A 25,209-nucleotide genomic window follows, 5' to 3' on the forward strand; every position below is an offset into this window, starting at 1 on the left:
TGTTTTCGGACTTGTAATAATGATTAAGGAGAGTAAACAAGCCAAAAAAGGAGGCACTTATGAAGTATACAATTAGAGAATTAGAATCAGCAGAATATCCATTACTGGAAATTTTTTTATACGAAGTGCTGTTTCAGAGAAAAGGACAGACACAGTTGCCACGAAGCATCATCAATGAACCTGAGCTGCAAGTTTATCTCAAAAACTTTGGTGAAGGACCAGATGATTTTAGCCTTTGTGCCGAGGTCGATCAGAAAGTCATTGGCATTGTTTGGGTACGCAATATCGCTGGCTACGGAAGTGTAGACGCAGCTACGCCTGAATGTGCGATTTCTTTGTTAAAAGAGTATCGCGGATATGGAATCGGAACCGAATTGCTACAGAAAATGCTGCAATTATTGATTGAAGGAAAAGGATATAAACAAGTGTCACTGGCTGTTTAAAAAGATAATTATGCTCTAAACATGTATCAAAAAGTCGGTTTCCAAATTATTGACGAGAATGATGAAAAGTATCTTATGATCTATTTGTTAAAATAGTTCGTTTCACTAGTAATTTATGGAGAAAAACAAACGACTGATATTCGGCAAGCTCGTCGAATATCAGTCGTTTTAAAATGGTTTGTGAAATTATCATGGAATACTTCTATCATAGCCTAAATGGCGCCGCTTGATCATTCAATTTTAAGGACGATACTAAAGAAAAAGAAATTTTTGACGGGATCATCCGATAATCGCCTGTAGCATTACTAGCAGCAAGCTGATATAAATAGCCAATCCCACCAGATTACGAGGATTCAATGAGATACCATACCCATAATATTTTGGAATAAATAATTTCTTTTCATGGGTAGGAACGAGCAGAAAGCCGACAATTACTGTTAGTAAGATAACAGCAAAGCCAATAATCGCAATATAATTTAGCTGTAGCTCTACTAGCAGTGTGTTTTTCAAAAGTAGTAAGAAAAGAACAAAAAGCGCAAGAATAATAAGCGCTAATCGATTGTATTTTTTTGCCTTCAACCTAGTAACCGCCCTTTTTTAATTTAGTATACACCTGAAAGAAAGCTTTGAGGGAAAAAATAAAACAGGGCCCGCAAGTTGCGAGCCCTGTTTTTTCAAAGCAGATAGAAGGGAGTTACTCCGCTCTATTTGCAAAGGCTGGGATGAATTTCAAGCAATAAAGCGCACACAACCCAACAACAATATATATAATCTTAGCCAAAATAGCTGTACTTCCACCTGCAATTGCTGCAACTAAATCATATTCAAAAAGACCGACTAATAACCAATTGATTCCACCGATAATTAATAACACTAAAGCAATTATATCTAGGTATTTCATGTGGTTTATCCTCCTTTCTGATTCCGTTAACAGTACCACACTTAGAGGGGGCTACCTATCTATCTGCTCATAGCGAGGTGGAATTATTTCAAAATGTGGACGACAGGAATCGAACCTGCACCTCATGTGTAAATGAAACAAACCGTCGTTTTAAGTCCCACTCGTGAGTTTAAACACCAAGTTCATCCACAAATGCAGTGTACAAGGCAAAGCTTAGAGAAAGCTTAACGCACAAAATTTTTCTATCAGAAACGTCTATCTGATTAATTTTTGCGGTATAATTTTCGCAAATAGAAACTATGAAAAAGGAGGTGCTTGATTGACAGACGATGAAAAGAAACTCAGCAGACGAGCAGATTTTTTACCTCAAGCTAATGAAGTCCGCATGCCACCAGCTTTAGCCTCTCGCATCGAGCTGTTCCCAGAGAACAAGCGCCGCCCAGTCAATAAGACGGTCTTTAAAAATGATTATTTTCAACTGACCTATAATACACGAGACAACTCCTTGAGTATCTCAACAAAGGGGGATTTGGTATATTCGGCGATTCCTTATGATACTGCGCGAAATTATATTCAGCGAGCGGGAATTCAATACTTGTTACGGCCAGAGGGAGTTCGCCAATATATCGAATTGCACCAATCAACGATCGAAAAATATTTGGTCAAAAGTATTTTTCAAGTCTCAGGTCAAAAGGTAAGCGAAAACTCTTTTGAAGTGAAACAGGCCTACAATGCGATCCTACAAAATCCTTTACTAGAGATCCAAGTAACCGGGCGTTTAATGCAGCACGATGAAACGGGCCCGCTGTCAGCCAATTTAGCCGGAAAGTTTTTATTTAGCGAGAATCTTAAAACCGGTATCTCCGGCTATCTTTCGGAGTATTTGAATTTTGTTGTACAGGCGACCAATGCGCTACCCTTGATGATCGATGGAGGAAATGTGCAATTGTTGGATTCGACTGAACCTGATCCTTTATTATTAGAAAATAATTTGTCGATTCATTCGAATATTGAGCCAGCTCTAGCTTTATTGCCGCAGGAAGTGCAGCAAGGTATCGAAAATGCATTGCAGCTAACGAATCAGCCGCTGATCAACACTCGGCCATTATTGCGCTCGGAATATGGCAAAGAGCTCGCCCATTTACGCGAGAATTATATTGCCCATAGCGTTCATCCAGATGAATTGGCGCAATCCTTTGAAAACGTCCATTCCGCCGAAAATCGGAACTTGATCAATGTACTTTCGGATATTCATGCGACAGAGGGGCTGTTGCCTTTCGTCAATCGAAACTTTAATATTTTAGCGGGAGATGTTTCAGATTCTAAAGTAAAGGATCAAGAGATTGTCGGAATCTATGTTATGGGAATGCACGAATTACTGGATGTGTTGCCAGAAAGCGCGGATACCACGACGAATGAGTGGAAAAAATGGCGCTCATTTTTCCGCTATGAATGGTTTAAAGCTTTAACGACTGATCCAGCTGAAGCCTCATATCTATTGCCGATTGGCGATGATTCTTTTTATGGAGTAGTGAAAGAAGAGTTGACGCAACGTTTTGCGAAAATGCACGTATTGAACAATGAAAGTCTGATCCATGATGGCGTTCGTTATATTGGGCTGACGATCCCCGTAGCTTTAGTCCAAAAAAGAGCAGCCGTTCAACGTTTTATTTTGAAAACATTGAACGAGTTGCTGGGAGAGGATCGAGAAATGCCAACAGTGATCGTCTCTCACGCGCCACTGTTTAATGAGCTAAGCCTACTATCGCCAACGAGCGAAGCGTATAATAAGGAAAATATTTGTCAAGAACCGGGAATCGAAGCACTTTTTGCGGAATACAATATTCTCGGTGTGATTCATGGACATCATCATATCCCAGCTTCTTCCAGCCGCTTCGCAAAAGTTGCGTTTGGCGGAAAAAAACTTTTTGTGGTTTGTTCAATCTATTCAAAGGTTAATACCGGGTTTGAGTTGCTGAGTCTTTTAAACAGCGAAAAGTAAAGGAATCTAACGAATTCGTTAGATCCTTTTTTTGTAAAATAATAGTTGACTTATCAACGAGCTGCTCTTAAAATAATAGTTGACAAGTCAATTAATAGTTGGAGGTAACTATGGATAAAGTCCCTGGAAGATTGATCTCGATTTTGTATCGCAAGAATCAGATCTATTTAAATACTGCGTTGAAACCTTATCACATTACATCCGCGGAGCAGCCGGTTTTGATGTTCCTCTATGAAAATCCGGGAGTGACTCAAGAAGAGATTGCTCATTATTTGCAAGTGGACAAGGCCTTGATGACTCGGACGATTCAAGCTTTGGTGCAAAAAGGGTTTGTAAGAAAAGAAAAGGATCAAGTAGACAAGCGCTGTAACCGCGTCTTTTTGACAGACGAAGGGGTGGCCATCAGAGAAGGCATCAAAAATAGTTTGCTTGAATGGAATAAGATTCTGTTGGGGGACTTTGATGAAGAAAAACAACAAGCCATTTTTTCCATCTTAGAAGAGTTGGTAGACAAAGTGGATGAGTTTGAAAAAAACAAGGAGAAACACTCAACAATCGATCGTTAAAAGTTTTAACTGAGAAGTTAGTAAAAAAGTCTGAACACAAGTGAGGAGAATAAGATGGAAGAAACAAATCCTTTAGGAACTGAGAAGGTTTCAAATTTATTAATCAAGTTTTCGATTCCAGCAATTATCGGCATGATGGTCAACGCATTGTACAATGTGGTGGACCGCATTTATATCGGCAATGCGCCTGATTTAGGCGCAAACGGACTAGCGGGTATCACTATCGGTTTTCCGATCATGATCATTCTGCTTTCCATCGGATTATTATTTGGTGTCGGAGGTGCGACACTTTTTTCCATGAAACTGGGAGAGAAGAAGCCGCAAGAGGCAGAATTGGCTTTAGGAAATGCCTTTTCTTTGCTGCTTTTCAGCGGAGTGCTGTTTATGATTTTAGGGCAGCTTTTTTTAGGACCGGTTTTACAGTTGTTTGGTGCCAGTGAAACGGTGTTGCCTTTTGCGACAGAATATATGCGCATCATTTTCTTTGGGGCTGTTTTTCAAATCGTTAGTCTAGGTTTGAATAATTTTTTACGGGCAGACGGTCAACCAAAATTGGCGATGATCACGATGTTTATGGGTGCCGGCGTCAATATTATTCTTGATCCGATCTTCATTTATGTCTTTAAAATGGGCATGTCAGGGGCGGCGGCCGCGACGATTTTGTCTCAATTTATTTCGATGGCTTGGATTCTTGCTTATTTTTTTAGCCGGCGCAGTCATCATCAGATTCAGCTGAAAAATATGCGGATCCGGCTCCATATTGCAACACGGATCACGGCTCTAGGCTTACCTAATTTCTTATTGCAGTTAGGAAATAGCTTACTGAATGTGGTGTTGAATATGAATTTATTGGCTTATGGCGGAGATATCGCCGTCTCTGGAATGGGGATCGTCAATAGTGTGCAAACAATTCTCTTGATGCCTATCACCGGCTTGGTCCAAGGGGCGCAGCCAATCGTTAGTTTCAACTTTGGCGCCAAAAAATATCAGCGAGTCAAAGAAGCACAGAAGTTAGCGATCTTAACCGCCACGACGATTGTCGCTGTTGGCTGGATCATCACCAGAGTGGCGCCAGAGCTGTTGGTCAGTCTGTTCAACAGTGAACCAGAGTTGGTGGCTTTTGGTAGTAAAGCCTTACGGTCGTGGTTTTTATTTTTACCAGTGATTGGTTTTCAAATCGTCGCTTCGAACTTTTTCCAAGCCACTGGACGGACTCGTTCTGCGATCTTCTTGACCTTGACACGGCAAATCATTTTATTGATCCCGGCTATTTTGATTTTTTCGCGACAATGGGGCATGGACGGTTTGCTACATGCGGCACCGTTTGCTGATGGGGTTTCGGTAGTATTGACTGGCATTTGGTATTACATGGGGATCAAACAGTTGACGAAAGAAGAGACACTAGCGACGGTTGATTATGAAGGGTAAATTAACTCATAGAAATAGTTAGCGAATCAAGCGGTATTGCTTGATTCGCTTTTTTCATAAAATAGATTGACAAATAGATCAGAGCATTGTATGCTATTTGTGAAATCGATACCACAAGGCGGTGAAGAATTGGCAACAATCAAAGACGTGGCGAAAAAAGCCGGACTGTCTGTCTCGACAGTCTCAAGATATTTGAATCACCATCCCTATATTTCTGAAGATAAACGGAAACGGATTCAAGCCGCAATGGGTGAATTGGATTACACCCCAAGTTCCGTAGCCACCCAGCTGCGTTCGAAAAAGGGGACGATGATTGGGATCTTAGTCTCTCGCATCGCGAATCCATTTTTTTCTCATTTGGTGGATTCCATCGAAAAAAATGCCCGGCATCATGGCTATAATGTTTTAGTCATGCAGACCTATGATGATAAACAGGCGGAGACTAATATGTTGGAAATGTTGAAACAGCAAGTGATTTCTGGACTAATCATGTGTTCGATCGAAGGCGATGCCAAAGTTATTGAAGCCTATCAAGAGTATGGTCCGATCGTATTATGCAACGAACAGATCCCTGATGCAAAGCTACCGCAAGTATTTACCAATCAAGAGGCGGCAAGCTATCAGGCGACGGAATATTTGATCAATCAAGGCTATAAAAAAATCGCCTACTGTACAGGTGGAACATTGACTCGCGGCGGTCATGGGAATTCTCGGACCGAAGGATTTGAACGAGCTTTAAATCGCCATAACTTAGCAATGAAGATCGATTGGATTTTCAAACAGATTCATTCAATTGAAGATGGCCGGCAAGTTGCCGAGAAGATGCTGTCGCTGCCGGCAGAGCTTCGACCTGACGCAGTGTTCACTAGTAGTGATGAAGTAGCCAGCGGTATTTTAGAAACCTATCTTTCAAAGGGGAAGCGAGTTCCAGAGGATTTAGCGATTTTAGGTTTTGATAATCAGCCCTTTACTGGGATTTTAGCGGTACCGTTGACGACGATCGCTCAGCCAATCGAAGCATTAGGCAGAGAATCGACCAACCTGCTGATTGCGAAAATGGAAGGGAATAGCTATCAGTTAGATCAGACAGAATTAGTTTTAGAATTGATTATTCGAAAATCTGCATAAGCGGATTTTCTTTAAAACAAATATGGTATCGATACCACAAAAGGAGATTTAAATTATGGAGATGCTTTTAAAAGAAAAGAACTTGGTTGATGAAGACAAAAAGTTTTGGAAAGAAGAGGTAGTTTATCAAATTTATCCGAAAAGTTTCTATGACAGTAATAATGACGGTATCGGCGATATCAAAGGGATCACGGAAAAGCTGGATTATTTAGCTGAACTAGGGGTCACGATGCTATGGATCTGTCCGATTTTCACCTCGCCAATGGTTGATAATGGGTACGATATAGCTGATTATAAAGGTATCCAAAAAGAATTTGGCACAATGGCAGACTTGAATGAGCTGATTGAAGCAGCCAAAGCGCGAGGAATCAAATTGATCCTTGATCTGGTAGTCAACCATTCCTCGGATGAACATGCTTGGTTTCAAGCGGCGTTAGCCGATGCTAAGAGTCCTTATCGTGATTATTATATTTTTAAATCAGGCAAAGAAGGGAATCCACCCAATAATTGGCGTTCGATCTTTGGCGGCAGTGTCTGGGAACCAGTGCCGAATGAGGAGAATTTGTATTACTTCCATACGTTTGACAAACGGCAGCCGGATCTGAATTGGGAAAATCCGGCATTGCGACGGGATATTTATGAAATGATCAATTGGTGGCTGTCAAAGGGAATTGCCGGTTTTCGGATCGATTCCATCACTTTTATTAAAAAAGATCAGGACTACAGTGATGTTGCCGTGGATGGTAGTGATGGGCTTGGTAGTGTCAAAGAAAAGACCCGCAATCGCCCAGGGATTGAAAACTTCTTAGCTGAATTGAATCGGGAAACATTCCAAAAATATGAATGTGTCAGTGTCGGGGAGGCGCCAGGCGTTCCTTATGAACAATACGATCAATACATTGGGTCGGACGGCTATTTCAATATGATTTTTGATTTTCATTATGCGGACGTGGATGTAGAGAACGGAAGCGAGTGGTTCCGCCGAACGAATTGGCAGCCACAAGATTTAAAAGAATTATTGTTCAAGAGTCAAACAGCGATTCAAAACAGTGGCTGGGGGGCGAATTTTTTAGAAAATCACGATCAGCCTCGGTCCTTATCGAAATATATCACTGATGAACGCTATCAAAATGAGATAGGCGCAAAAGCACTAGGAGCCTTATTTTTCTTCTTAAGAGGAACGCCGTTTATTTATCAAGGCCAAGAAATCGGCATGAAAAACTTCCAACGAACAACAATTGAAGATTTCAATGATGTTTCCAGTATCGATAACTATCAGCGTTCTTTATTGGAAGGCTTTTCTGAGAAAGAAGCATTGAATTTTGTTAATCAGCGTTCGAGAGACAATAATCGTACCCCTTTCCAATGGGATGCCTCGGACAAGGCTGGCTTTAGTGAAGCGACTCCCTGGTTAAAACTGACAGGAGATCAAAAACAAGTCAATGCGGCTGATCAAATCAATCAAGCAGATTCTATTTTGACTTTCTACAAAAAAATGATCCAATTGCGGAATCATTCAATCTATCGCGACACATTGATTTACGGCGATTTCGTACCATTGGAAACCGCGGATGCAGTGATTGGTTATGAGCGAGTAGGAGAAAAGACGCTTCAGATTTTTGTGAATTTAAGCAATCAAAAGCACAAGGTCCAAGCTTCAGGGGAAATCTTGTTAAATAATTATCCTACGGTAGAACTGACGGATGGAACGCAGGTATTACAACCGTACCAAGCAGTTGTAATCAGAAAGGGTGAAAAGCATGACTAAAACAAACTATTCGGAGATCGCAGAAAAAATCGTGGCAGTGGTAGGGGAAGACAATATTGTCTCCGCTACTCACTGCGCCACCCGTTTACGGCTGCAAGTCAAAGACCGAAAAGCGATCGATGATACTCAAGTGGAACAAGTGGAAGAAGTCAAAGGCGTCTTTTACAATGCGGGGCAATATCAAATTATTTTAGGTACCGGCATTGTGAATAAGGTCTATGCGGCCCTACAGTCGCTCTATTCTTTTAATGAAGTTTCCAAAGATCAAATGGCCAAAGACGATTCTTCGCCATTGCAGCGAGCAGTCCGGAATATCGCGGATATCTTTGTTCCGATCATTCCCATTTTAGGTGCTACGGGACTTTTCTTAGGATTAAAAGGTGTCTTGTTCAATGAAACCGTTTTGCACACGATGGGCTTAACGCCAAATAGTATTCCAGCATGGTTGAGTGCCTCTGTGACTGTTTTAACGGATACGGCTTTTGGGTTTCTAACGGCTTTTATTTGCTGGTCAGCTTTTAAAAAAATGGGGGGATTGCCAATCATTGGTTTCCTAATCGGTCTGATGCTGGTCTCGCCGGCCTTGCCGAATGCCTACGCGGTAGCAGGAGGAACGGCTGAACCAATTATGGCTTTCGGGGTGATTCCTTTAGTCGGCTATCAAGGCTCGATCTTAACGGCGCTGATTACCGGTATGATCGGTGCCACGTTAGAGAAAAAATTACGTAAAGTAATGCCGAATGCGATGGATCTGATCTTCACGCCTTTTGTTGTGATCTTAGTTTCTGTCTTTGTAGCATTGTTTGTTTTAGGCCCTATCGTCCATGCGTTTGAAAGCCAAGCGGTCAAAGTAATTGAAATGTTCCTGCATTTACCATTCGGCATCGGGGGTTTGATTATTGGATTCCTCTATCCTATCGCGGTAATGACCGGGATGCATCATATGTTTATCATGATTGAAACGTCTTTGATTGCCACGACGGGCTTCAATCCATTGATCACGGTGTGTGCGATGTATGGTTTTGCCAATGCGGCAGTTTGTTTAGCGATTGCTTTGCGAACGAAGAGTGCTTCAATTAAAACGGCTGGGATCTCTGCGACTGTCACCCAAATGCTAGGGGTCAGTGAACCGGCGTTATTCGGTGTGGTGATGCGGACAGGAATGAAAGCGATCTTAGTCATGTTAGGAAGCTCTGCAGTCGGCAGCATGGTTCTGTCATTATTAGGCATTCAAGCAAATAGCTACGGATTGGCCGTGTTGTTATCACCATTAATGTACATTTATCAGCCTTATCAAGTCATTACGTACGTTTTAGTTGGAGTCGCTACCTTTGTCTTAGCCTTCATTTTGACGAATCTATTTGTTATCAAAAAAAATGATACCAAAGTCGAAACCGTTCTTCCAACGGAAGGACATACAAAAAATGTAAAAGTATATTCACCAATTGAAGGGGAGATCATTCCGATTTCAGAGGTCAACGATCCGGTTTTTGCCAGTAAAATGGTGGGGGAAGGCTTTGCGGTATTACCAAGCACCGAAACAATCAAAGCACCGGTCTCAGGTATGGTAAAAATGATCGCGCCAACGAAGCACGCGATTGGAATCGTGGCTGACAATGGGATGGAATTATTGCTTCACCTTGGAATAGACACCGTGGAATTAAATGGTGCGCCTTTTGATCTGAAAATCAAAGTCGGCGAAAAAGTTCAACAAGGACAAGCAATCGGTACGGTCAATTTAAAAATGATTGCAGAAAACGGCAAAGATGCGACGGTTATGGTGATCATCACCGATTCAAAAGAAGCAATCGCTGGGCTGGAATACAATCAAGATTACGTTTTACCAATTCTTGGATCGTAGGTGGAGAAGATGGAGTGGACACAAGAACAACGCTACCGTTCCTATCAGGACTGGCCAGCGGACTATCTTGAACATTTAAAAAATACTATCCAGGCTTCTAATTGGCGGTTGAATTATCACATTCAGCCAGTGACTGGTCTGGTGAATGATCCTAATGGTTTTAGCTTTTTCAACGGTGAATGGCATTTGTTTTATCAAGCGTTCCCCTTTGGAGCGGTGCATGGTCTGAAATCTTGGTATCATGTTAGCTCGTCGGATTTGATTCATTGGGAAGAAAAGGGATTGGCGCTAGCACCAGATTCAGTTTATGATGCTCAGGGTGTTTATTCCGGCAGTGGACTACCGGTGGGAGAAAAATTATTTCTCGCTTATACCGGAAATGTACGGGATCAGGCTTGGGAACGTCATAGTTATCAATTAGGAGCTTGGATGGACACTGATGGTGTAATCGAAAAAATCGAAGAACCTTTGATCAAGCAAATGCCTGAGGGAATCACTGCCCATTTTCGTGATCCACAAATTATCCGCTATAAAGAAACTTATCTAATGATCATTGGAGCACAAACGACTGGGGAAAAAGGAACAATCCTTGTTTACGAAAGTTATGATTTGAAGAAATGGAGGAATCTAGGAACACTCGCTATTTCGCAAGATCTTGGTTTTATGGTTGAATGTCCGAATCTATTATTTATCGAGGACAAGATACTGCTTTTACTTTGTCCTCAAGGGTTGAACCAGAAGACGTTGCCTTATCAAAATGTCTATCCTAACACCTATATTTTGGCGGATGCTTACAAGAAAGAAACGAACAGCCTGGAAAATCCCGCACCGCAGCAATTACTAGATGAAGGATTTGATCTTTACGCCACCCAAGCCTTCACGGCGCCAGACGGACGCTGCTTGAGCATTGGTTGGATCGGCTTGCCGGAAATGAGTTATCCAACCTTTGAAGATGGCTGGGCCCATTGTTTAAGCTTAGTCAAGGAACTAAAAATAATCGACGGACAGTTGCTACAATACCCAGTCGCTGAGACAAAAGAATTGAGAAGAAGTTATGAGCAGTTGATAGTCGAGTCCAATGAAGCCGTGACCAAAGAAACTACAAATTGCTACGAGTTAGAAATGGTTATCCCGAAAAATACGCAAGGAGTTGTTCAGCTATTTGCGGATGAAAAAGGTGAACAATCTCTGTCATTAACATATGATACAACAGTTGGTAAAGTCCGACTTGACCGCCGTAAAACAGACGAGCCACTAAATCCTGCCTTTGGTGAAACACGCGAGACGGTCTTGGAAGAAAATAGCCCTCTTCATTTGAGATTATTTGTGGATCATTCCACCTGCGAACTATTTTTCAATCACGGCTTAAAAACGATGACAGCAGCTTATTATCCAACGCCCCAGCAACTGAATTTATTTGTGAGGGGAAATCGAAAGTTTCAGTTGGATTATTATTTATTAGAAAAATAATAAAGTGAAGGTTCTTGACGTGCGCATGGACGAGAGCCTTCTTTTTTTTGGATGAAAAGATCTGAGCAAAACAAGTTGACTTTTAGCAAAATAAGTTTATATTAAATATAGTTAGCCGGCTAATTATATTCGAAGGAGAAAATCATGGAAAGATTTACGTTCAAAGATCGACCCAACAATCAGCGGATGCAGGTGACTGTTGATCAATATGCGAAATCTTCAAATTCAGAACAGGCACTATTGTTTTTGGATCTGCAGTGGACCTATCGCGAGATGCAGAAGGCTTACGATCAAGTCTTAGCGCAGTACGGTCTGTCTGAATCAAAGTTTATTATTTTGATGTTTTTGAATTCAGCGGAAGAAAATAGTCTGCTGCCATCTGAATTGGCAGAAAAACTCGGGGCTTCACGAGCAACAATCACCAAGCTATTAAACAGTATGGAAAAAGAGCAGTGGGTCAAAAAAATCCCGTCACTAATAGATAAACGGGCGGTTCAAATCCAAATGACTGATCAAGGCAAAGAAGTTCTGAAAGCTTTTTTACCGGATAACTTTGAATTTGTTAATACACTGACGGAGGAATTGTCCGAAGAAGAGATCGACCAGTTTTTCTACCTATTAAATAAAATTAAACAAGGCACTACCAAATTAACGAAAGAAATGGAGTAATAAAAAATGAACGAAAAGAAAATTGAGCTATTAAAAACCTACTTGAGCCTATATATCAACCACTTTGTTGTTTTACAAAATATGGATAAGGAAGATTCCCCTTACGTCGTATTAGATGTCCGCAACGCTCCAGCACAAGTAAAAAAAGACCAAATCAAAGGTGCAATCGCGATGCCGGCCAAAGATTTAGCAGATCATTTAGCTGAATTGGATAAAAATAAGACCTATGTTGTCTACGACTGGACTGGTGGTACAACGTTAGGCAAAGAAGCTCTGTTGATTCTGTTATCAGCCGGCTTTGAAGCTTACGAACTGGCTGGTGCGATGGAAGGCTGGAAAGGCATGAACTTGCCGATCGAAGAATTATAAAAAAAGAGTGGTTAACGAAGAAGGAATCGTTAACCACTCTTTTTTTAGCCAATAACTATTTTTCATAACCGACAGCGACAGAATTAAAACCAGTGGAATTCACAAAGGCATTGATAACAACACCATTTTGAGGCAGATAGCCATCTTTTTCGGTGTTTTTGTTGAATTCTTTCACAGTAAAGACAACGATATGCTTGAATGTCATAGGGACCTCCTTGCTCTTTATTTATTACTTAAACAGTACATAAGTTGAAGGGGAAAGGCAATGGTGATAGCGATTAATTTTATTTGAATTAGGGTGATGGTCAATCTATTTGGTAAATATTCTAGAAAATCTTCCGAACTGAAAAGGCTTCATCATATTTGATGATGAAGTTGAATCTGGCTTTTCAAACGCTAGTCTTAATGCTATTCTAAATGAAGAATAATAAACGATGGAAAGGTGGTAGATATGAAAAAAACTCGTGTGTTATATCTGGAAGTCGCTGAAAAAATAAAAGAGGATATCTTTTCCGGTAAATACCCGGTAGGAACGATGTTACCATCAGAGACTGAACTCGAAAAACTTTTCAAGGTAAGTAAGATCACAGTTAGAAAGGCCATCGAACTGTTAGCGGGTGATGAATATGTGGAGAAAAAGAGCGGAAAAGGGACGACCGTTCTCAGTGAGCGCCCGTACAATAAACTATCAAAAGCAATTAGCTTCACTCAGATACTTGAAAATTCACAGCGAAATGTCGAAAAGATTATTCTAGATGTGAAAAAGATCAAGTTAAAAAAAGAAGATCCAGTGTTTGAATACTTTGGTGAGGAAGCGATTTGTTTTCAGCGAATGTACTTGCTAGATGGAAAACCTTATATTTATTTCAATCATTATTTGCCCGTTGGTTTGGACAAAGTTACTAAAGCGGATCTTGAGCAAGATTCACTCTATCGGATTCTTTACCAAAATGGGTTAGACATTGATCGATTTATAGATGATTTTATAGCAATTGCATTAAACGATGAGGAGCAGGACCTTTTAAAAACAAAAGAAACGCTAGCTTTGAAAAGAATTCGAAAATCCTATGATTATGATCAAAAAGTGATTGAATACTCAGAAGCATTATACAATACATCGGATCATGCCTATCAAATTGAATATGAGACCTAACAAAAAGCTGTGGTGAATTTACCGCAGCTTTTTATTTATAGAGAAAATAGCCACGAAGTCAAGGATTCTAACGTATTTAATCAAATTTGACAAAAAAATAAAAAAAACGGAATCAAAAAAGCGTTTACAGTCGCAGCGTTGTATGATAGTATTCATTTGTAAACATTATAATGTTATAAACGGAGGTTAAAAAATGGACAGACTTGTAAATTCACTTGAACAAAAATTGATGCCTTTCGCGAATAAAATCGGAACACAGCGACATATGATGGCAATCAGAAAGGGAATCGTAGCAACAATGCCGCTGACGATTGTCGGCTCCTTTTTTACTATTTTCTTAAATTTCCCGATTCCGTCGATTGCTGCAATAATTGAACCTTATTTGCCAATTTTAGATATTCCATTTCGTTATACGGTCGGTATCCTAGCGCTGTACGCAACCTTTGGTATTGCCTCTCAATTAGCGAATAGCTATAAAGTAGATTCTTTAACGGCTGGTATTTTATCGGTGATGTCTTTCTTAGTTACCGCGGCACCTCCATTAAGAGTCTTTGATAATGTCGATGGCGTGATTGATGCTGGACGTTATATTAATATTGCTAATTTAGGCGCAGCATCATTGTTTGGTGCGATTGTGACAGCAATTATTTCTGTTGAGATTTATCGAATCTTTATTGAAAAGAACATTACGATCAAAATGCCTGAGGGGGTTCCACCAGAAGTGACCAATTCATTTATGGCATTGATTCCCGGTGGTGCTATCCTGTTGTTCTTCTGGGTAGTTCGTCATATGATCGGCTTTGATATCAACGGTTTTTTAAGTAATTTATTGATGCCGTTTAAAGATGTTTTGGCTGGTAATAGTCTGTTTGGTGGATTGTTGACTGTATTCCTGATTTGTTTCTTCTGGGTACTGGGAATTCATGGCCCTGCGATTATGGGGCCGGTGATCCGTCCATTCTGGGAATTGTCGATTGCTGAAAATATGGAAGCTTTCGCTGATGGCGCAAGCGCTCATGCGATGCCAAATATTTTTACAGAGCAATTTTTACAATGGTTTATCTGGATTGGTGGTGCTGGAACGACATTAGCTTTAGTTGTTTTCTTTATGTTTTCAAAATCAAAATATCTAAAGAGCCTAGGCCGCTTGTCCTTCTTACCTGGATTATTCAATATTAATGAACCAATGATTTTCGGCGCACCAATCGTAATGAACCCGTTGCTAGGGATTCCTTTTATCGTTGCTCCGTTAGTTACTACAACACTTTCGTACTTTTTGACGGTATCAGGAATAATCCCAATGATGGTAGCGCGTTATGGATTTACCATTCCAGCGCCGATTGCGGCTTGGATGAGTACGGATTGGAGTATCGGTGCGGCTATCTTAGTTATCATTAACTTTTTGATATCTATGGCAATTTATTATCCCTTCTTCAAGGTTTTTGAAAAACAACAATTGGCTCGTGAAGCAGCTGAAGTCGAAGCTGAAGAGAAAGCGAAAAAGGCCAAGGCTGAACAGTTACAAGGTGCAACTTCGAATTAAAAAGGAATCAAAATTTACGTAGAAGGGATTTAGAGGATAGTCAACTGACTATCCTCTTCGGTGATAGTATGAATCTGATTTATGTAATCATTCTATTTTTTGCAAGTCATATCTATTTAGAAAAAGGGAAATTGCCTGAAACGCTTCAAAACATAAAACTTAGATATATTTTATTAGGTTCATTAGGAGCTATTTTTCTAGCAATCGTATTGGGTATTCTTTTACATATCGCTTCTTTCTTGGTGATGACGATTACAGTCTGTTCAGCTTCTTTGATTGCTTATAAATACCGCTCAAAATTTGACGAAATGGAACGAGGGAAAAGCGTATGAAACGTGTATTAGGAATTTCAGTTTATCCAGATCACAGTGAGCTTGATCAAGATAAGGCCTATATTGAATTGGCTCATAAGTATGGATTTGGCAGAATTTTTATGAGTATGTTGGAGGTCACAGATGGCAAGGAAGTTGTTAAAAAGAAATATAAAGAGTTAATTTTCTTTGCGAAAGAACTTGGTTATGAAACAATTTTAGATGTGGCTCCTAATATTTTTGAAGAGTTAGAAATCTCTTATGATGACATGCGTTTCTTCCACGAATTGGGGGCTGATGGTATTCGCTTAGATTTGGGATTTGACGGGAATAAGGAAGCGATGCTGACTTATAATCCCTTTGGTGTGGCGATTGAATTGAATATGAGTAATGATGTAGCCTATCTAGATAATATCCTAACTTATGAAGCCAATACGCCTTTTTTGTATGGCTGTCATAATTTTTATCCGCAGGAAGGCACGGCATTGCCGTATGATTTCTTTGTAAAATGCAGTGAGCGCTTCAAAAACTATGGAATCAGAACGGCCGCCTTTATTACTTCGCAAGCAGGAAATATTGGTCCTTGGGACATTAACGATGGCTTACCAACGCTGGAAATGCATCGTCATCTGCCGGTAGAGACAGCGACGAAGCATCTATTTGCAACCAAATTGATTGATGATGTGATCATCGGTAATGCCTATGCGTCTGAGGCAGAATTAAAAGCGATGGGAGAAGTGGATCGTTATCAAACAGCGTTTACTGTGGAGTTTGTTCCCGACTTCAATGAAGTAGAAAAACAGATTGTTTTGACTGAGCAACATTATCGTCGCGGAGATATTACTGATCAAATGGTCCGTTCGACATTTGTTCGGAAAAAATATGGGCTAGAGACCAATCCGCCTCATGATAACTCCATCGAATTTCAACCGGGGGATATCGTGATCGGCAATGACACCTTCGGAAAATATAAAAACGAGCTGCAGGTTGTTTTGCAGCCGCATAAGGATTCGAGAAAGAATAAAGTAGGGCAGATCATTGAAGAGGAAAAAATTCTGTTACCTTTTATTCACCCATGGTCAAAATTCAAATTTACAGAAAAGTAGGAACGAAAATGTTGGATTTAATTGTACGAAATGCCAAATTGATTGACGGACAGAAATTTGAATTAGGAATTTCTGATGGGAAAATAGTTGAAGTTGCTGATAAAATTATGGATCAATGTCAAGGGGAACTTATTTTAACAGAGGATCAATATGTTTCTCCTGGCTGGATTGATGACCACGTACACTGCTATGAAAAAATGACTCTTTATTACGATTATCCTGATGAAGTCGGGGTAAAACGCGGGGTCACAACGGTGGTTGACGCTGGAACGACGGGAGCCGAAAATATTGGCGATTTTTGCCGATTGACTAAAAAAACCAAAACAAATGTCTTTGCACTATTAAATATTTCCAAATGGGGAATCGTTAAACAAGATGAGTTGGCAGATTTAACGAAGGTACAGCGTGAAGCTGTCCAAAAAGCACTTGAAGAATATCCCGATTTTATCGTTGGTTTAAAAGCCCGAATGAGTAAAACAGTGGTCGGTTCCAGCGGAATTGAACCATTAAAATTAGCCAAAGAATTTCAAAGTGAGTATAGCGAACTGCCCTTAATGGTACATGTCGGTTCTGCGCCGCCAGAATTATCAGAGATTTTAGCATTGATGGACAAGGGAGACGTACTGACGCATTGCTTCAATGGAAAAGAGAATGGCATCTTTGATCGTAATACTAAACGGATAAAATCGTTTGTTTGGGATGCGTATAGTAAGGGGATTATTTTTGATATTGGTCATGGAACGGATAGCTTCAATTTCTCGGTGGCCCAGCAAGCATTGAATGAAGGGATGAAAAGTCATTCTATCAGTTCAGATATTTATGTACGTAATCGTCAAAATGGCCCGGTTTATGACCTAGCAACTACGATGGAAAAACTGTTTGTAGTAGGGTATTCTTGGGATGAGATACTCAAGCAGGTGACAGAAGTACCGGCAAGAAGCTTCCATTTAAAAAATAAAGGGAAATTAGCTGTAGGTTATGATGCGGACATCACGGTCTTTACTTTTGACAACTCGAACAGAGAATTAGTTGATTCTAATGGAAATATCCGTTCAGCAAAGGAAGTCATTATGCCTGTGAAAACGATTATTGGGGGTCAAATCTATGACAATTAATTTTGAAAAGTTAGGGTTGAAAGAAGTAATCAACGCATCTGGTCGTATGACTATCTTAGGTGTATCAAAAGTCTCGGAAGCAGTCTTACAAGCGCAGCGTTTCGGTGGTGAGCACTTTTTTGAAATGGCTGATTTGAGCGAAAAAACAGGCGCTTATATCGCTCAGCTTTTGAAGGTTGAGGACGCACAGATCGTTTCTTCTGCATCAGCTGGAATTGCTCAAAGTATTGCAGCAGTCATTGGGCAAGGAAATCGTTACCACGCCTATCATCCTTATACTGAAAGAATAACAAAGCGTGAAATTGTTTTACCAAAAGGACATAATGTAGACTATGGAACACCTGTGGAAGTAATGGTAGAGCAAGGTGGCGGTCGAGTGAAAGAAGCCGGTTACGCCAATATGTGCTCAGCGGATCATTTAGAGATGATGATTACTGATGAGACTGCAGCGATTTTATATATTAAGAGTCACCACACTGTACAAAAAAGTATGCTGTCAGTTGAGGAAGCCGCGGTGGTAGCGAAGAGAAATCACGTACCTCTGATCGTTGATGCAGCTGCAGAGGAAGACTTATTCTTCTATAGTAAAGCCGGGGCAGACCTAGTCATCTATTCAGGTGCAAAAGCGATTGAAGGCCCTAGCGCTGGTTTAGTGATCGGTAAGAAAACAGAAATCGAATGGGTTCGCTTGCAAGGTAAAGGGATTGGCAGAGCCATGAAGATCGGCAAAGATAATATTCTTGGCTTCACTCAAGCGATTGAGGATTATTTGAAAAATGGCAGCGAATCAGGTACAGCCATGAAGTTGCGGTTAGAGCCCTTTATTGAAGCAGTCAATCAAATCAATGGCTTGACCGCTTCGATCGTCCAAGACGGTGCGGGCAGAGACATTTATCGTGGAAGTGTGAAAGTTTCTGGCAATCAAACAGCAAAAGAGGTGATCACCAAACTGAAGACGGAGTCTCCGGCTGTGTATACGAGAGAGTACCAAGCCAATAATGGCATTATCGAATTTGATGTTCGGTCGGTCAATGAGCAAGAAATGCGTATGATCGAAAAACGATTACAAGAAATTATGAAATAAAAGGAGTAAGAGAATGTCATTATTACCTAACTACTTAGAAGATCGAATTTGTTTAAATGTTTTAGCCAACTCCGTCGAAAACGCTAAAGCTTGTTATGAAGCAGCGGAAGGCCACGTTGTTTTAGGAGTATTATCAAAAAATTATGCCAGCGATGAAGCGGCAATCACTGATATGAAAAGCTATCAAGCCGCTACCAATAATGCGTTGTCCGTTGGCTTAGGTGCGGGAGATCCAAACCAAAGTCAGATGGTCTCGCGCATCTCAGGAGAGTTGCAACCACAGCACGTAAACCAAGTATTCACTGGAGTAGGCACCTCAAGAGCACTGTTAGGTCAAACGGAGACAGTTATCAACGGCTTAGTATCTCCGACAGGTAAAGCCGGCTATGTAAATATCGCAACGGGCCCTTTAAGTTCACAGGGAGCTGCGGGAATCGTTCCAATCGAGACGGCGATTAAATTATTACAAGACATGGGTGGAAGTTCAATCAAATATTTTCCTATGAAGGGTTTAGCCCATAAAGAAGAATTTAAAGTAGTAGCAGAAGCTTGTGCAAACTATGATTTCTATTTAGAACCAACCGGCGGAATCGATTTAGAAAACTTTGAAGAAATTCTCCAAATTGCCGTGGATGCTGGTGTTAAAAAGATTATCCCGCATGTTTATAGCTCAATCATTGATTCAGAGACAGGGGATACACGTCCCGAAGATGTCGAAGCATTGCTAACAATGTGTATGCGTGTTTTGAGCTAACTGTTATATTTTAGAAATAAAAATGTTTTACGAAGGAGAACTGCTATGAGATTTGCGGCTTTCGGCGAAGTTATGCTGCGATTAACCCCGCCTGAATCTTTCTTATTAGATCAAACAAACGAATTGCGGATGGACTATACGGGGACTGGAGTCAACATCATGGCTAACTTGGCCCAATTCAATTATGAAACTTTTTTAGTGACGGTGCTTCCAGATAATCGCTTAGGTCAAGTAGCCAAATCAGCGCTTATGAAATATGGGATCCGACCAAATTTACTACACTTTGCCCACCAGCATATTGGCAGCTATTTCGCAGAAAATGGCTTTGGACAACGCCCCACTCAAGTCACTTATCAAAATCGTCATCATAGTTCATTTGGAGTAAGTGACTCGACAGCTTACGATTTTGAGGCAGTCGTTGAGGGTAGTGACCTGATTCATATTTGTGGAATCTCTTTAAGTCTCACAAATGACACACGAAATGCCGCTCATGAACTGGCAAAAAAAGCTGCTCAAGCGGGGAAAAAAGTCTGTTTTGATTTTAACTTTCGTCCTAGTTTGAATACTGAGCCGAATAAATTTGACTTCATGAAAAAGCAATATGAAATGATCTTACCTTATTGTGATATCGTTTTTGGCAGTACGAGGGATTTGACTGAATTGTTACAGATGGAGAAGGTCGCGAGTGAGGAGGCATTGATCCGAGAGTTTATGGAAAATTATCAAGTAGAATGCTTCGCTGGGACAAAAAGAACAAGCGAAAAGAATCAAAAACAACTGCAGGGCTTTCTTTATAATCGTACGGAACAGGTGGTTAGTCAGAGACATGAACTAACTATCTTGGATCGGATTGGTGCTGGCGATGCTTATGCTGCTGGTATTTTAGCTGGCTATGCTGAAAGTTGGCCAATAGTTGAGACGGTAGAGTTCGCAACAATGAATGCTGTTTTAGCCCATACGATTCACGGAGATGTTCCTTTGACGACCAAAGAACAGGTTCTCACGGTATTAAAAAATCCAGGAATCGATTTGCTTCGCTAATTAGAAGAAATATGATGATAAAAAGCTGAACCCATTTACGTATGGTTCAGCTTTTTGCTGTTATATTCAGGAGGATCTAGGACTAAAACTGTACTTTTTTATTGAACATGACACTGAATCTGATGGGCTTCCAAGATCTCCTTAAAATAATCCAACTCTTCAGAATGAAGTTGTGGAACATCTTGTATGGGATAGCTGCGTTCTAGAAAGGTATATTTTTTTTCGCCGAACTGGTGAAAAGGCAGCAGTTCGACTGCTGTGATTTTCATTTGGTTGAATAAGTTTGCAAAAGCAGTGGCGTTTGCTGGCCCATCATTGAAGTTAGGGATCACTGGAATCCGAACGATTAACTGCTGTTGTTGGTCAATAGCTAACGCGAGATTTTTCAGGATTGGCTTTAGTGAGACGCCGGTTCCGGCTTTATGCTGCTCTTCATCGTGATGTTTCACATCAAAATAAAGTAGGTCCACTTGCTCGAGATAGTTTTTGAACACTTCTGCTTTAGCAAAGCCGGTGGTTTCACTGGCAGTATGAATCCCTTTTGCTTTTAATTGCCGCAGCAATTCGGTGGCGAATTCCGCTTGATACAAGACTTCGCCGCCGGAAAGAGTGACGCCGCCACCAGATTCTTCGTAAAAGACTTCATCTTTCATAACTTCTTCGATGATCTCGTCGATTGTTTTATACTCACCCACGATCGTCGGCGCCTTCTTTTGAGCGTCCCACATTTTTTCCGGTTTTCCGGCTTGGGACTCGGGATTGGAACACCAGTAGCAACGTAAAGGGCAACCTTTGAAAAAGACCACGGTCCGAATACCAGGTCCGTCGTGAATACTAAATTTTTGGATATTGAAAATGCATGCCTGATCAATCATAAGAAGCCCTCCCTGTTGTCAAGTTGAGTGTATCACAAATGATTATTAACGTAAATATTATTTATTACGTTCGAAACATAAAATAAGCAGAAAGTTGTTCGAAAGAGAAAATTATGATAGGCTAAAGCCAATGACAGAAGTGAATGGAGAAGAGCGTATGTCAAGAGAAGAAGAGATTTTGGCGATTGTCAGTCAAAAAAAGAAAATCGAAGTGAATGAGCTTTCGGAGTTGTTGAATGTTTCGAAAGTAACGATTCGCAAAGACTTAGACAAATTAGAAGCTCGTGGTCTTTTGCATCGCCAGCATGGTTATGCGTTGTTAAACAATATGGACGACATCAATTACCGCTTGGCGCAAAACTATGATCTAAAACATAAAATCGCGTTGGAAGCTAGTAAAATCGTCAATGACGGCGAGGTGATTATGATCGAGTCCGGCTCGACTTGTGCCCTTTTAGCAGAAGAGTTGGCTTTTAATCGTAACGATATCACCATCATTACGAATTCCTGCTTTATCGCGTCTTACATCCGCAAGGCTGAATCGGTCAAGGTGATCCTGATCGGTGGGGAATATCAAAAAGAATCACAAGTTAACGTGGGGCCGTTGGTCAAGCAAGTGATTAGTGAATTTTACGTCGATAAATTATTTGTCGGCATTGACGGGTTTGACCGACGTCGCGGCTTTACCGGTAGCGACATTACACGCTGCGATACTACTCGAACGTTAGCGACGGCTGCCAATCAAACGATCGTCTTGACCGATTCCAGCAAGTTTTCCCAAAACGGTGTTGTTTCCGAGTTTGCTTTTAGTGAGATCAGTAAGGTCTTTACCGATCAGCGAATTGATCAAGCAGCGTTGGAATTTTTGAAGCAGCAGGGGATTGACGTCTTTACAGTATAAAGCTGATGGAAACATTGGAGATAGCTGTAAAAAAATTTAATTTCTCGTTCACGGGGTTTGTTAGTAAACGTAATAAACGCTCAGATTTTTTAAGATATTGCACATTGGTGCAGTATCTTTTTTTGTTTTGAAATCGTTTTAAATCCGCTTGACTGTATTTCTATTCACATGCTACTATATTTACGAAAGAATATAAAATAAGTTACGAATGAAAACGGAGGGCTAATCATGAATATCCAAACAAAAGAACTGAACGCGCCGTATTTTGGTCAATTAACGAATCGCATGAATCGTTTTCGTGAATCTGTTCTGACGAAAAAACCGTACATTGATGCTGAGCGGTCGTTGCTTGCGACGGAGGCCTATCAACAGCATCAAAATCAGCCGAGTACAGTGAAACGGGCACTGATGTTGCAGAATATTTTAGAAAAAATGACGATCTTTATTGAAGAAGAGACGTTAATCGTAGGCAATCAGGCTTCTTCTAATCGGGATGCGCCAATTTTTCCGGAATACACGATGGAATTCGTTTTGAATGAATTGGATTTGTTTGAAAAGCGTGATGGGGATGTGTTCTATATCACGGAAAAAACCAAAGAAGACTTGCGTTCCATCGCACCATTTTGGGAAAATAATAATTTGCGTGCCAAAGGCTGGGCACTGTTACCAGATGAAGTCAGTGTTTTTATGGAGACCGGCTTTTTCGGGATGGAAGGCAAGCTGAATTCTGGCGATGCTCATTTGGCGGTAGATTATGGACAAATGCTGCGAGTGGGGTTGAAGGGCTATGAAGAACGAACGAAAAAGGAAAAAGCCGCATTAGATTTGACGATTCCAGAAAGCTTGGATAAGTATCAGTTTTACAAAGCAGTTTTGATTATGATTGACGCAGTGAAGACTTTTGCGGAACGCTTCTCAGCGTTAGCCAAAGAAAAGGCGGAAACTGCGAATCCTAAACGGCGCGCAGAATTATTAGAAATTAGCCGGATCTGTGGAAAGGTTCCTTATGAACCAGCGGAAACGTTTCAAGAAGCGGTTCAAGCGACATGGTTCATTCAATTACTTTTACAAATCGAATCAAATGGTCATTCCTTATCTTATGGGCGTTTTGACCAATACATTTATCCTTATTTAAAAACAGATTTGGAAAAAGGGGCGATTACGGAAGATCAAGCGGTGGAGCTTTTGACGAACCTTTGGATCAAAACGTTGACAGTCAATAAGGTCCGTAGCCAAGCCCATACGTTCAGTAGTGCCGGTAGTCCGCTTTATCAAAATGTTACGATCGGCGGGCAAACCCGCGATAAAAAAGATGCAGTTAATCAGTTATCGTACTTAGTTTTACGCAGTGTTGCCCAAACCAAATTGCCGCAACCGAATTTGACCGTGCGTTATCACGCGGGGTTAGACAATCGTTTCATGAGTGAGTGTATCGAAGTGATGAAGCTAGGTTTTGGTATGCCGGCTTTCAACAATGATGAGATCATTATTCCCTCCTTTATGAAGGTAGGGGTGACGGAAGCGGATGCGTATGATTATAGTGCGATCGGTTGTGTGGAAACGGCGGTTCCGGGAAAATGGGGCTATCGGTGTACTGGTATGAGCTATATGAATTTTCCGAAAATTTTGATGATCGCTATGAACGACGGGATCGATCCTGTTTCAGGGAAACGGTTTGTTCAAGGCTATGGGCACTTCAAAGAGATGCATTCCTATGAGGAACTTCAAATGGCTTGGGACAAAACGGTGCGTGAGCTGACGCGCATGAGTGTGATCGTAGAAAATGCGATTGATTTAGGATTAGAACGGGATGTGCCTGATATTTTATGCTCGGCGTTAACCGAAGACTGTATCGGTCGCGGCAAGACCTTGAAAGAAGGCGGTGCGGTCTATGATTTTATTTCTGGATTGCAAGTTGGGATTGCCAATATGGCGGATTCATTAGCGGCCATCAAGCAGCTGGTCTTTGATGAAGAAAAAGTCACGCCAAATGAATTGTGGGAAGCCTTGATGACAGATTATGCAAGTGAGCGCGGTCAAGAAATCCAGCAAATGATCTTACATGATGTACCGAAATACGGAAACGATGACGATCGTGTCGATCAATTAATTACAGCAGCCTATGACAGCTACATCGATGAGATCGCCAAATACCCCAATACGCGCTATGGACGGGGGCCAATCGGTGGAATCCGCTATTCCGGAACTTCATCGATCTCAGCGAATGTCGGCCAAGGGAAAGCCACCATGGCAACGCCGGACGGCCGAAATGCGTGGGTACCGCTGGCAGAAGGCTGTTCACCTTCTCATAACATGGATAAAAACGGCCCAACAGCTGTCTTGAAATCCGTGTCGAAGTTGCGGACCGAAGATATTCTTGGCGGTGTGCTACTGAATCAAAAGGTTAACCCTCAAACACTTGCCAAAGAAGAAGACAAACAAAAATTGATCATGCTGCTGCGGGCTTTCTTCAATAAGCTGCACGGGTATCATATCCAATACAATGTTGTCTCAAGAGAAACCTTGATAGATGCGCAAGAACACCCCGAAAAGCATCGCGATTTAATTGTTCGTGTGGCTGGTTATTCGGCGTTCTTCAATGTATTATCGAAGGCGACCCAAGATGATATTATTGAGCGGACGGAGCATAGTTTGTAGATAGACCAAACGCAAACAATTAAAAGACTAGGCAGATTCCAAGATTCATGGGTCTGCCTAGTC

24 protein-coding genes are annotated in these 25,209 nt (G+C 41.0%); 20 read left to right on the forward strand and 4 right to left on the reverse strand.

The window, feature by feature from the left end:
• Positions 1 to 59: 59 nt before the first annotated feature.
• On the forward strand, positions 60 to 443 hold the full coding sequence (locus tag RV00_RS09840; RefSeq protein ID WP_246569824.1) for a GNAT family N-acetyltransferase: 384 nt from the start codon (positions 60 to 62) through the stop codon (positions 441 to 443).
• Between the two features lie 279 nt (positions 444 to 722).
• Here the strand turns inward: RV00_RS09840 and RV00_RS09845 are convergent, their stop codons facing one another.
• Both RV00_RS09845 and RV00_RS09850 read right to left on the reverse strand, forming a co-directional pair.
• Positions 723 to 1,022 (reverse strand): hypothetical protein, encoded by a 300-nt coding sequence (locus RV00_RS09845; protein WP_071862435.1) that lies wholly within the window; start codon positions 1,020 to 1,022, stop codon positions 723 to 725.
• Between the two features lie 115 nt (positions 1,023 to 1,137).
• Positions 1,138 to 1,344, reverse strand: coding sequence for a DUF378 domain-containing protein (locus RV00_RS09850; RefSeq protein ID WP_071862436.1), 207 nt, complete (start codon positions 1,342 to 1,344; stop codon positions 1,138 to 1,140).
• Positions 1,345 to 1,663: 319 nt separating this feature from the next.
• Between RV00_RS09850 and RV00_RS09855 the strand changes: the two genes are divergently transcribed.
• From RV00_RS09855 to RV00_RS09895, 9 genes are all read left to right on the forward strand, one after another.
• On the forward strand, positions 1,664 to 3,346 hold the full coding sequence (locus tag RV00_RS09855; protein ID WP_071862437.1) for a metallophosphoesterase family protein: 1,683 nt from the start codon (positions 1,664 to 1,666) through the stop codon (positions 3,344 to 3,346).
• Between the two features lie 110 nt (positions 3,347 to 3,456).
• Positions 3,457 to 3,912 carry a MarR family winged helix-turn-helix transcriptional regulator gene (locus tag RV00_RS09860; protein ID WP_071862438.1) on the forward strand — a complete coding sequence of 152 codons (456 nt, stop codon included), beginning with the start codon at positions 3,457 to 3,459 and terminating at the stop codon, positions 3,910 to 3,912.
• Between the two features lie 54 nt (positions 3,913 to 3,966).
• Positions 3,967 to 5,340, forward strand: a complete 1,374-nt coding sequence (locus RV00_RS09865; RefSeq protein WP_071862439.1) for an MATE family efflux transporter — start codon at positions 3,967 to 3,969, stop codon at positions 5,338 to 5,340.
• A gap of 129 nt (positions 5,341 to 5,469) precedes the next feature.
• On the forward strand, positions 5,470 to 6,468 hold the full coding sequence (locus tag RV00_RS09870; protein WP_071862564.1) for a LacI family DNA-binding transcriptional regulator: 999 nt from the start codon (positions 5,470 to 5,472) through the stop codon (positions 6,466 to 6,468).
• A 55-nt stretch (positions 6,469 to 6,523) separates the two neighbouring features.
• The gene (locus RV00_RS09875; protein ID WP_071862440.1) at positions 6,524 to 8,236 is read left to right on the forward strand and encodes an alpha-glucosidase; all 1,713 of its coding nucleotides are present in this window, start codon (positions 6,524 to 6,526) and stop codon (positions 8,234 to 8,236) included.
• Positions 8,229 to 10,097 carry a PTS sucrose transporter subunit IIABC gene (locus RV00_RS09880; protein WP_071862441.1) on the forward strand — a complete coding sequence of 623 codons (1,869 nt, stop codon included), beginning with the start codon at positions 8,229 to 8,231 and terminating at the stop codon, positions 10,095 to 10,097. The genes RV00_RS09875 and RV00_RS09880 overlap by 8 nt, the downstream gene beginning before the upstream one ends.
• 9 nt (positions 10,098 to 10,106) lie before the next feature.
• Positions 10,107 to 11,567, forward strand: coding sequence for a sucrose-6-phosphate hydrolase (locus tag RV00_RS09885; protein WP_071862442.1), 1,461 nt, complete (start codon positions 10,107 to 10,109; stop codon positions 11,565 to 11,567).
• Positions 11,568 to 11,711: 144 nt separating this feature from the next.
• Positions 11,712 to 12,236 carry a MarR family winged helix-turn-helix transcriptional regulator gene (locus RV00_RS09890; protein WP_071862443.1) on the forward strand — a complete coding sequence of 175 codons (525 nt, stop codon included), beginning with the start codon at positions 11,712 to 11,714 and terminating at the stop codon, positions 12,234 to 12,236.
• A gap of 6 nt (positions 12,237 to 12,242) precedes the next feature.
• On the forward strand, positions 12,243 to 12,605 hold the full coding sequence (locus RV00_RS09895; protein ID WP_071862444.1) for a rhodanese-like domain-containing protein: 363 nt from the start codon (positions 12,243 to 12,245) through the stop codon (positions 12,603 to 12,605).
• A 55-nt stretch (positions 12,606 to 12,660) separates the two neighbouring features.
• Here RV00_RS09895 and RV00_RS16425 read toward each other — a convergent pair whose 3' ends face one another.
• The gene (locus RV00_RS16425) at positions 12,661 to 12,810 is read right to left on the reverse strand and encodes a hypothetical protein (RefSeq protein ID WP_169818947.1); all 150 of its coding nucleotides are present in this window, start codon (positions 12,808 to 12,810) and stop codon (positions 12,661 to 12,663) included.
• A 246-nt stretch (positions 12,811 to 13,056) separates the two neighbouring features.
• Here RV00_RS16425 and RV00_RS09900 point away from each other — a divergent pair, with 246 nt between their 5' ends.
• The 8 genes from RV00_RS09900 (at position 13,057) to RV00_RS09935 (ending at position 20,712) form a co-directional block, all read left to right on the forward strand.
• Positions 13,057 to 13,758: a GntR family transcriptional regulator gene (locus RV00_RS09900; protein ID WP_071862445.1), complete on the forward strand. Its 702-nt coding sequence runs from the start codon at positions 13,057 to 13,059 to the stop codon at positions 13,756 to 13,758.
• 193 nt (positions 13,759 to 13,951) lie between these two features.
• A complete protein-coding gene (locus RV00_RS09905; protein ID WP_071862446.1) occupies positions 13,952 to 15,301 on the forward strand; it encodes a PTS sugar transporter subunit IIC in 1,350 nt (449 codons plus the stop codon).
• Between the two features lie 68 nt (positions 15,302 to 15,369).
• Positions 15,370 to 15,633: a hypothetical protein gene (locus RV00_RS09910; RefSeq protein WP_071862447.1), complete on the forward strand. Its 264-nt coding sequence runs from the start codon at positions 15,370 to 15,372 to the stop codon at positions 15,631 to 15,633.
• Positions 15,630 to 16,718, forward strand: a complete 1,089-nt coding sequence (locus tag RV00_RS09915) for a DUF871 domain-containing protein (RefSeq protein WP_071862448.1) — start codon at positions 15,630 to 15,632, stop codon at positions 16,716 to 16,718. Before RV00_RS09910 ends, RV00_RS09915 begins: the two co-directional genes overlap by 4 nt.
• 8 nt (positions 16,719 to 16,726) lie before the next feature.
• Positions 16,727 to 17,833: an amidohydrolase/deacetylase family metallohydrolase gene (locus tag RV00_RS09920; RefSeq protein WP_071862565.1), complete on the forward strand. Its 1,107-nt coding sequence runs from the start codon at positions 16,727 to 16,729 to the stop codon at positions 17,831 to 17,833.
• On the forward strand, positions 17,823 to 18,917 hold the full coding sequence (locus tag RV00_RS09925) for a DgaE family pyridoxal phosphate-dependent ammonia lyase (RefSeq protein WP_071862449.1): 1,095 nt from the start codon (positions 17,823 to 17,825) through the stop codon (positions 18,915 to 18,917). The genes RV00_RS09920 and RV00_RS09925 overlap by 11 nt, the downstream gene beginning before the upstream one ends.
• Positions 18,918 to 18,930: 13 nt before the next feature.
• Positions 18,931 to 19,671: a 2-dehydro-3-deoxy-phosphogluconate aldolase gene (dagF, locus tag RV00_RS09930; protein ID WP_071862450.1), complete on the forward strand. Its 741-nt coding sequence runs from the start codon at positions 18,931 to 18,933 to the stop codon at positions 19,669 to 19,671.
• Positions 19,672 to 19,716: 45 nt separating this feature from the next.
• Positions 19,717 to 20,712, forward strand: a complete 996-nt coding sequence (locus RV00_RS09935) for a sugar kinase (RefSeq protein WP_071862451.1) — start codon at positions 19,717 to 19,719, stop codon at positions 20,710 to 20,712.
• Positions 20,713 to 20,810: 98 nt separating this feature from the next.
• Here RV00_RS09935 and RV00_RS09940 read toward each other — a convergent pair whose 3' ends face one another.
• On the reverse strand, positions 20,811 to 21,587 hold the full coding sequence (locus RV00_RS09940) for a glycyl-radical enzyme activating protein (protein ID WP_071862452.1): 777 nt from the start codon (positions 21,585 to 21,587) through the stop codon (positions 20,811 to 20,813).
• A gap of 157 nt (positions 21,588 to 21,744) precedes the next feature.
• Here RV00_RS09940 and RV00_RS09945 point away from each other — a divergent pair, with 157 nt between their 5' ends.
• Positions 21,745 to 22,488: a DeoR/GlpR family DNA-binding transcription regulator gene (locus RV00_RS09945; protein WP_071862453.1), complete on the forward strand. Its 744-nt coding sequence runs from the start codon at positions 21,745 to 21,747 to the stop codon at positions 22,486 to 22,488.
• Between the two features lie 228 nt (positions 22,489 to 22,716).
• A complete protein-coding gene (locus tag RV00_RS09950) occupies positions 22,717 to 25,146 on the forward strand; it encodes a glycyl radical protein (RefSeq protein ID WP_071862454.1) in 2,430 nt (809 codons plus the stop codon).
• Positions 25,147 to 25,209 lie beyond the last annotated feature (63 nt).

The organism is Enterococcus devriesei (genome assembly GCF_001885905.1).
GTDB classification, from domain to species: Bacteria; Bacillota; Bacilli; order Lactobacillales; family Enterococcaceae; genus Enterococcus_A; species Enterococcus_A devriesei.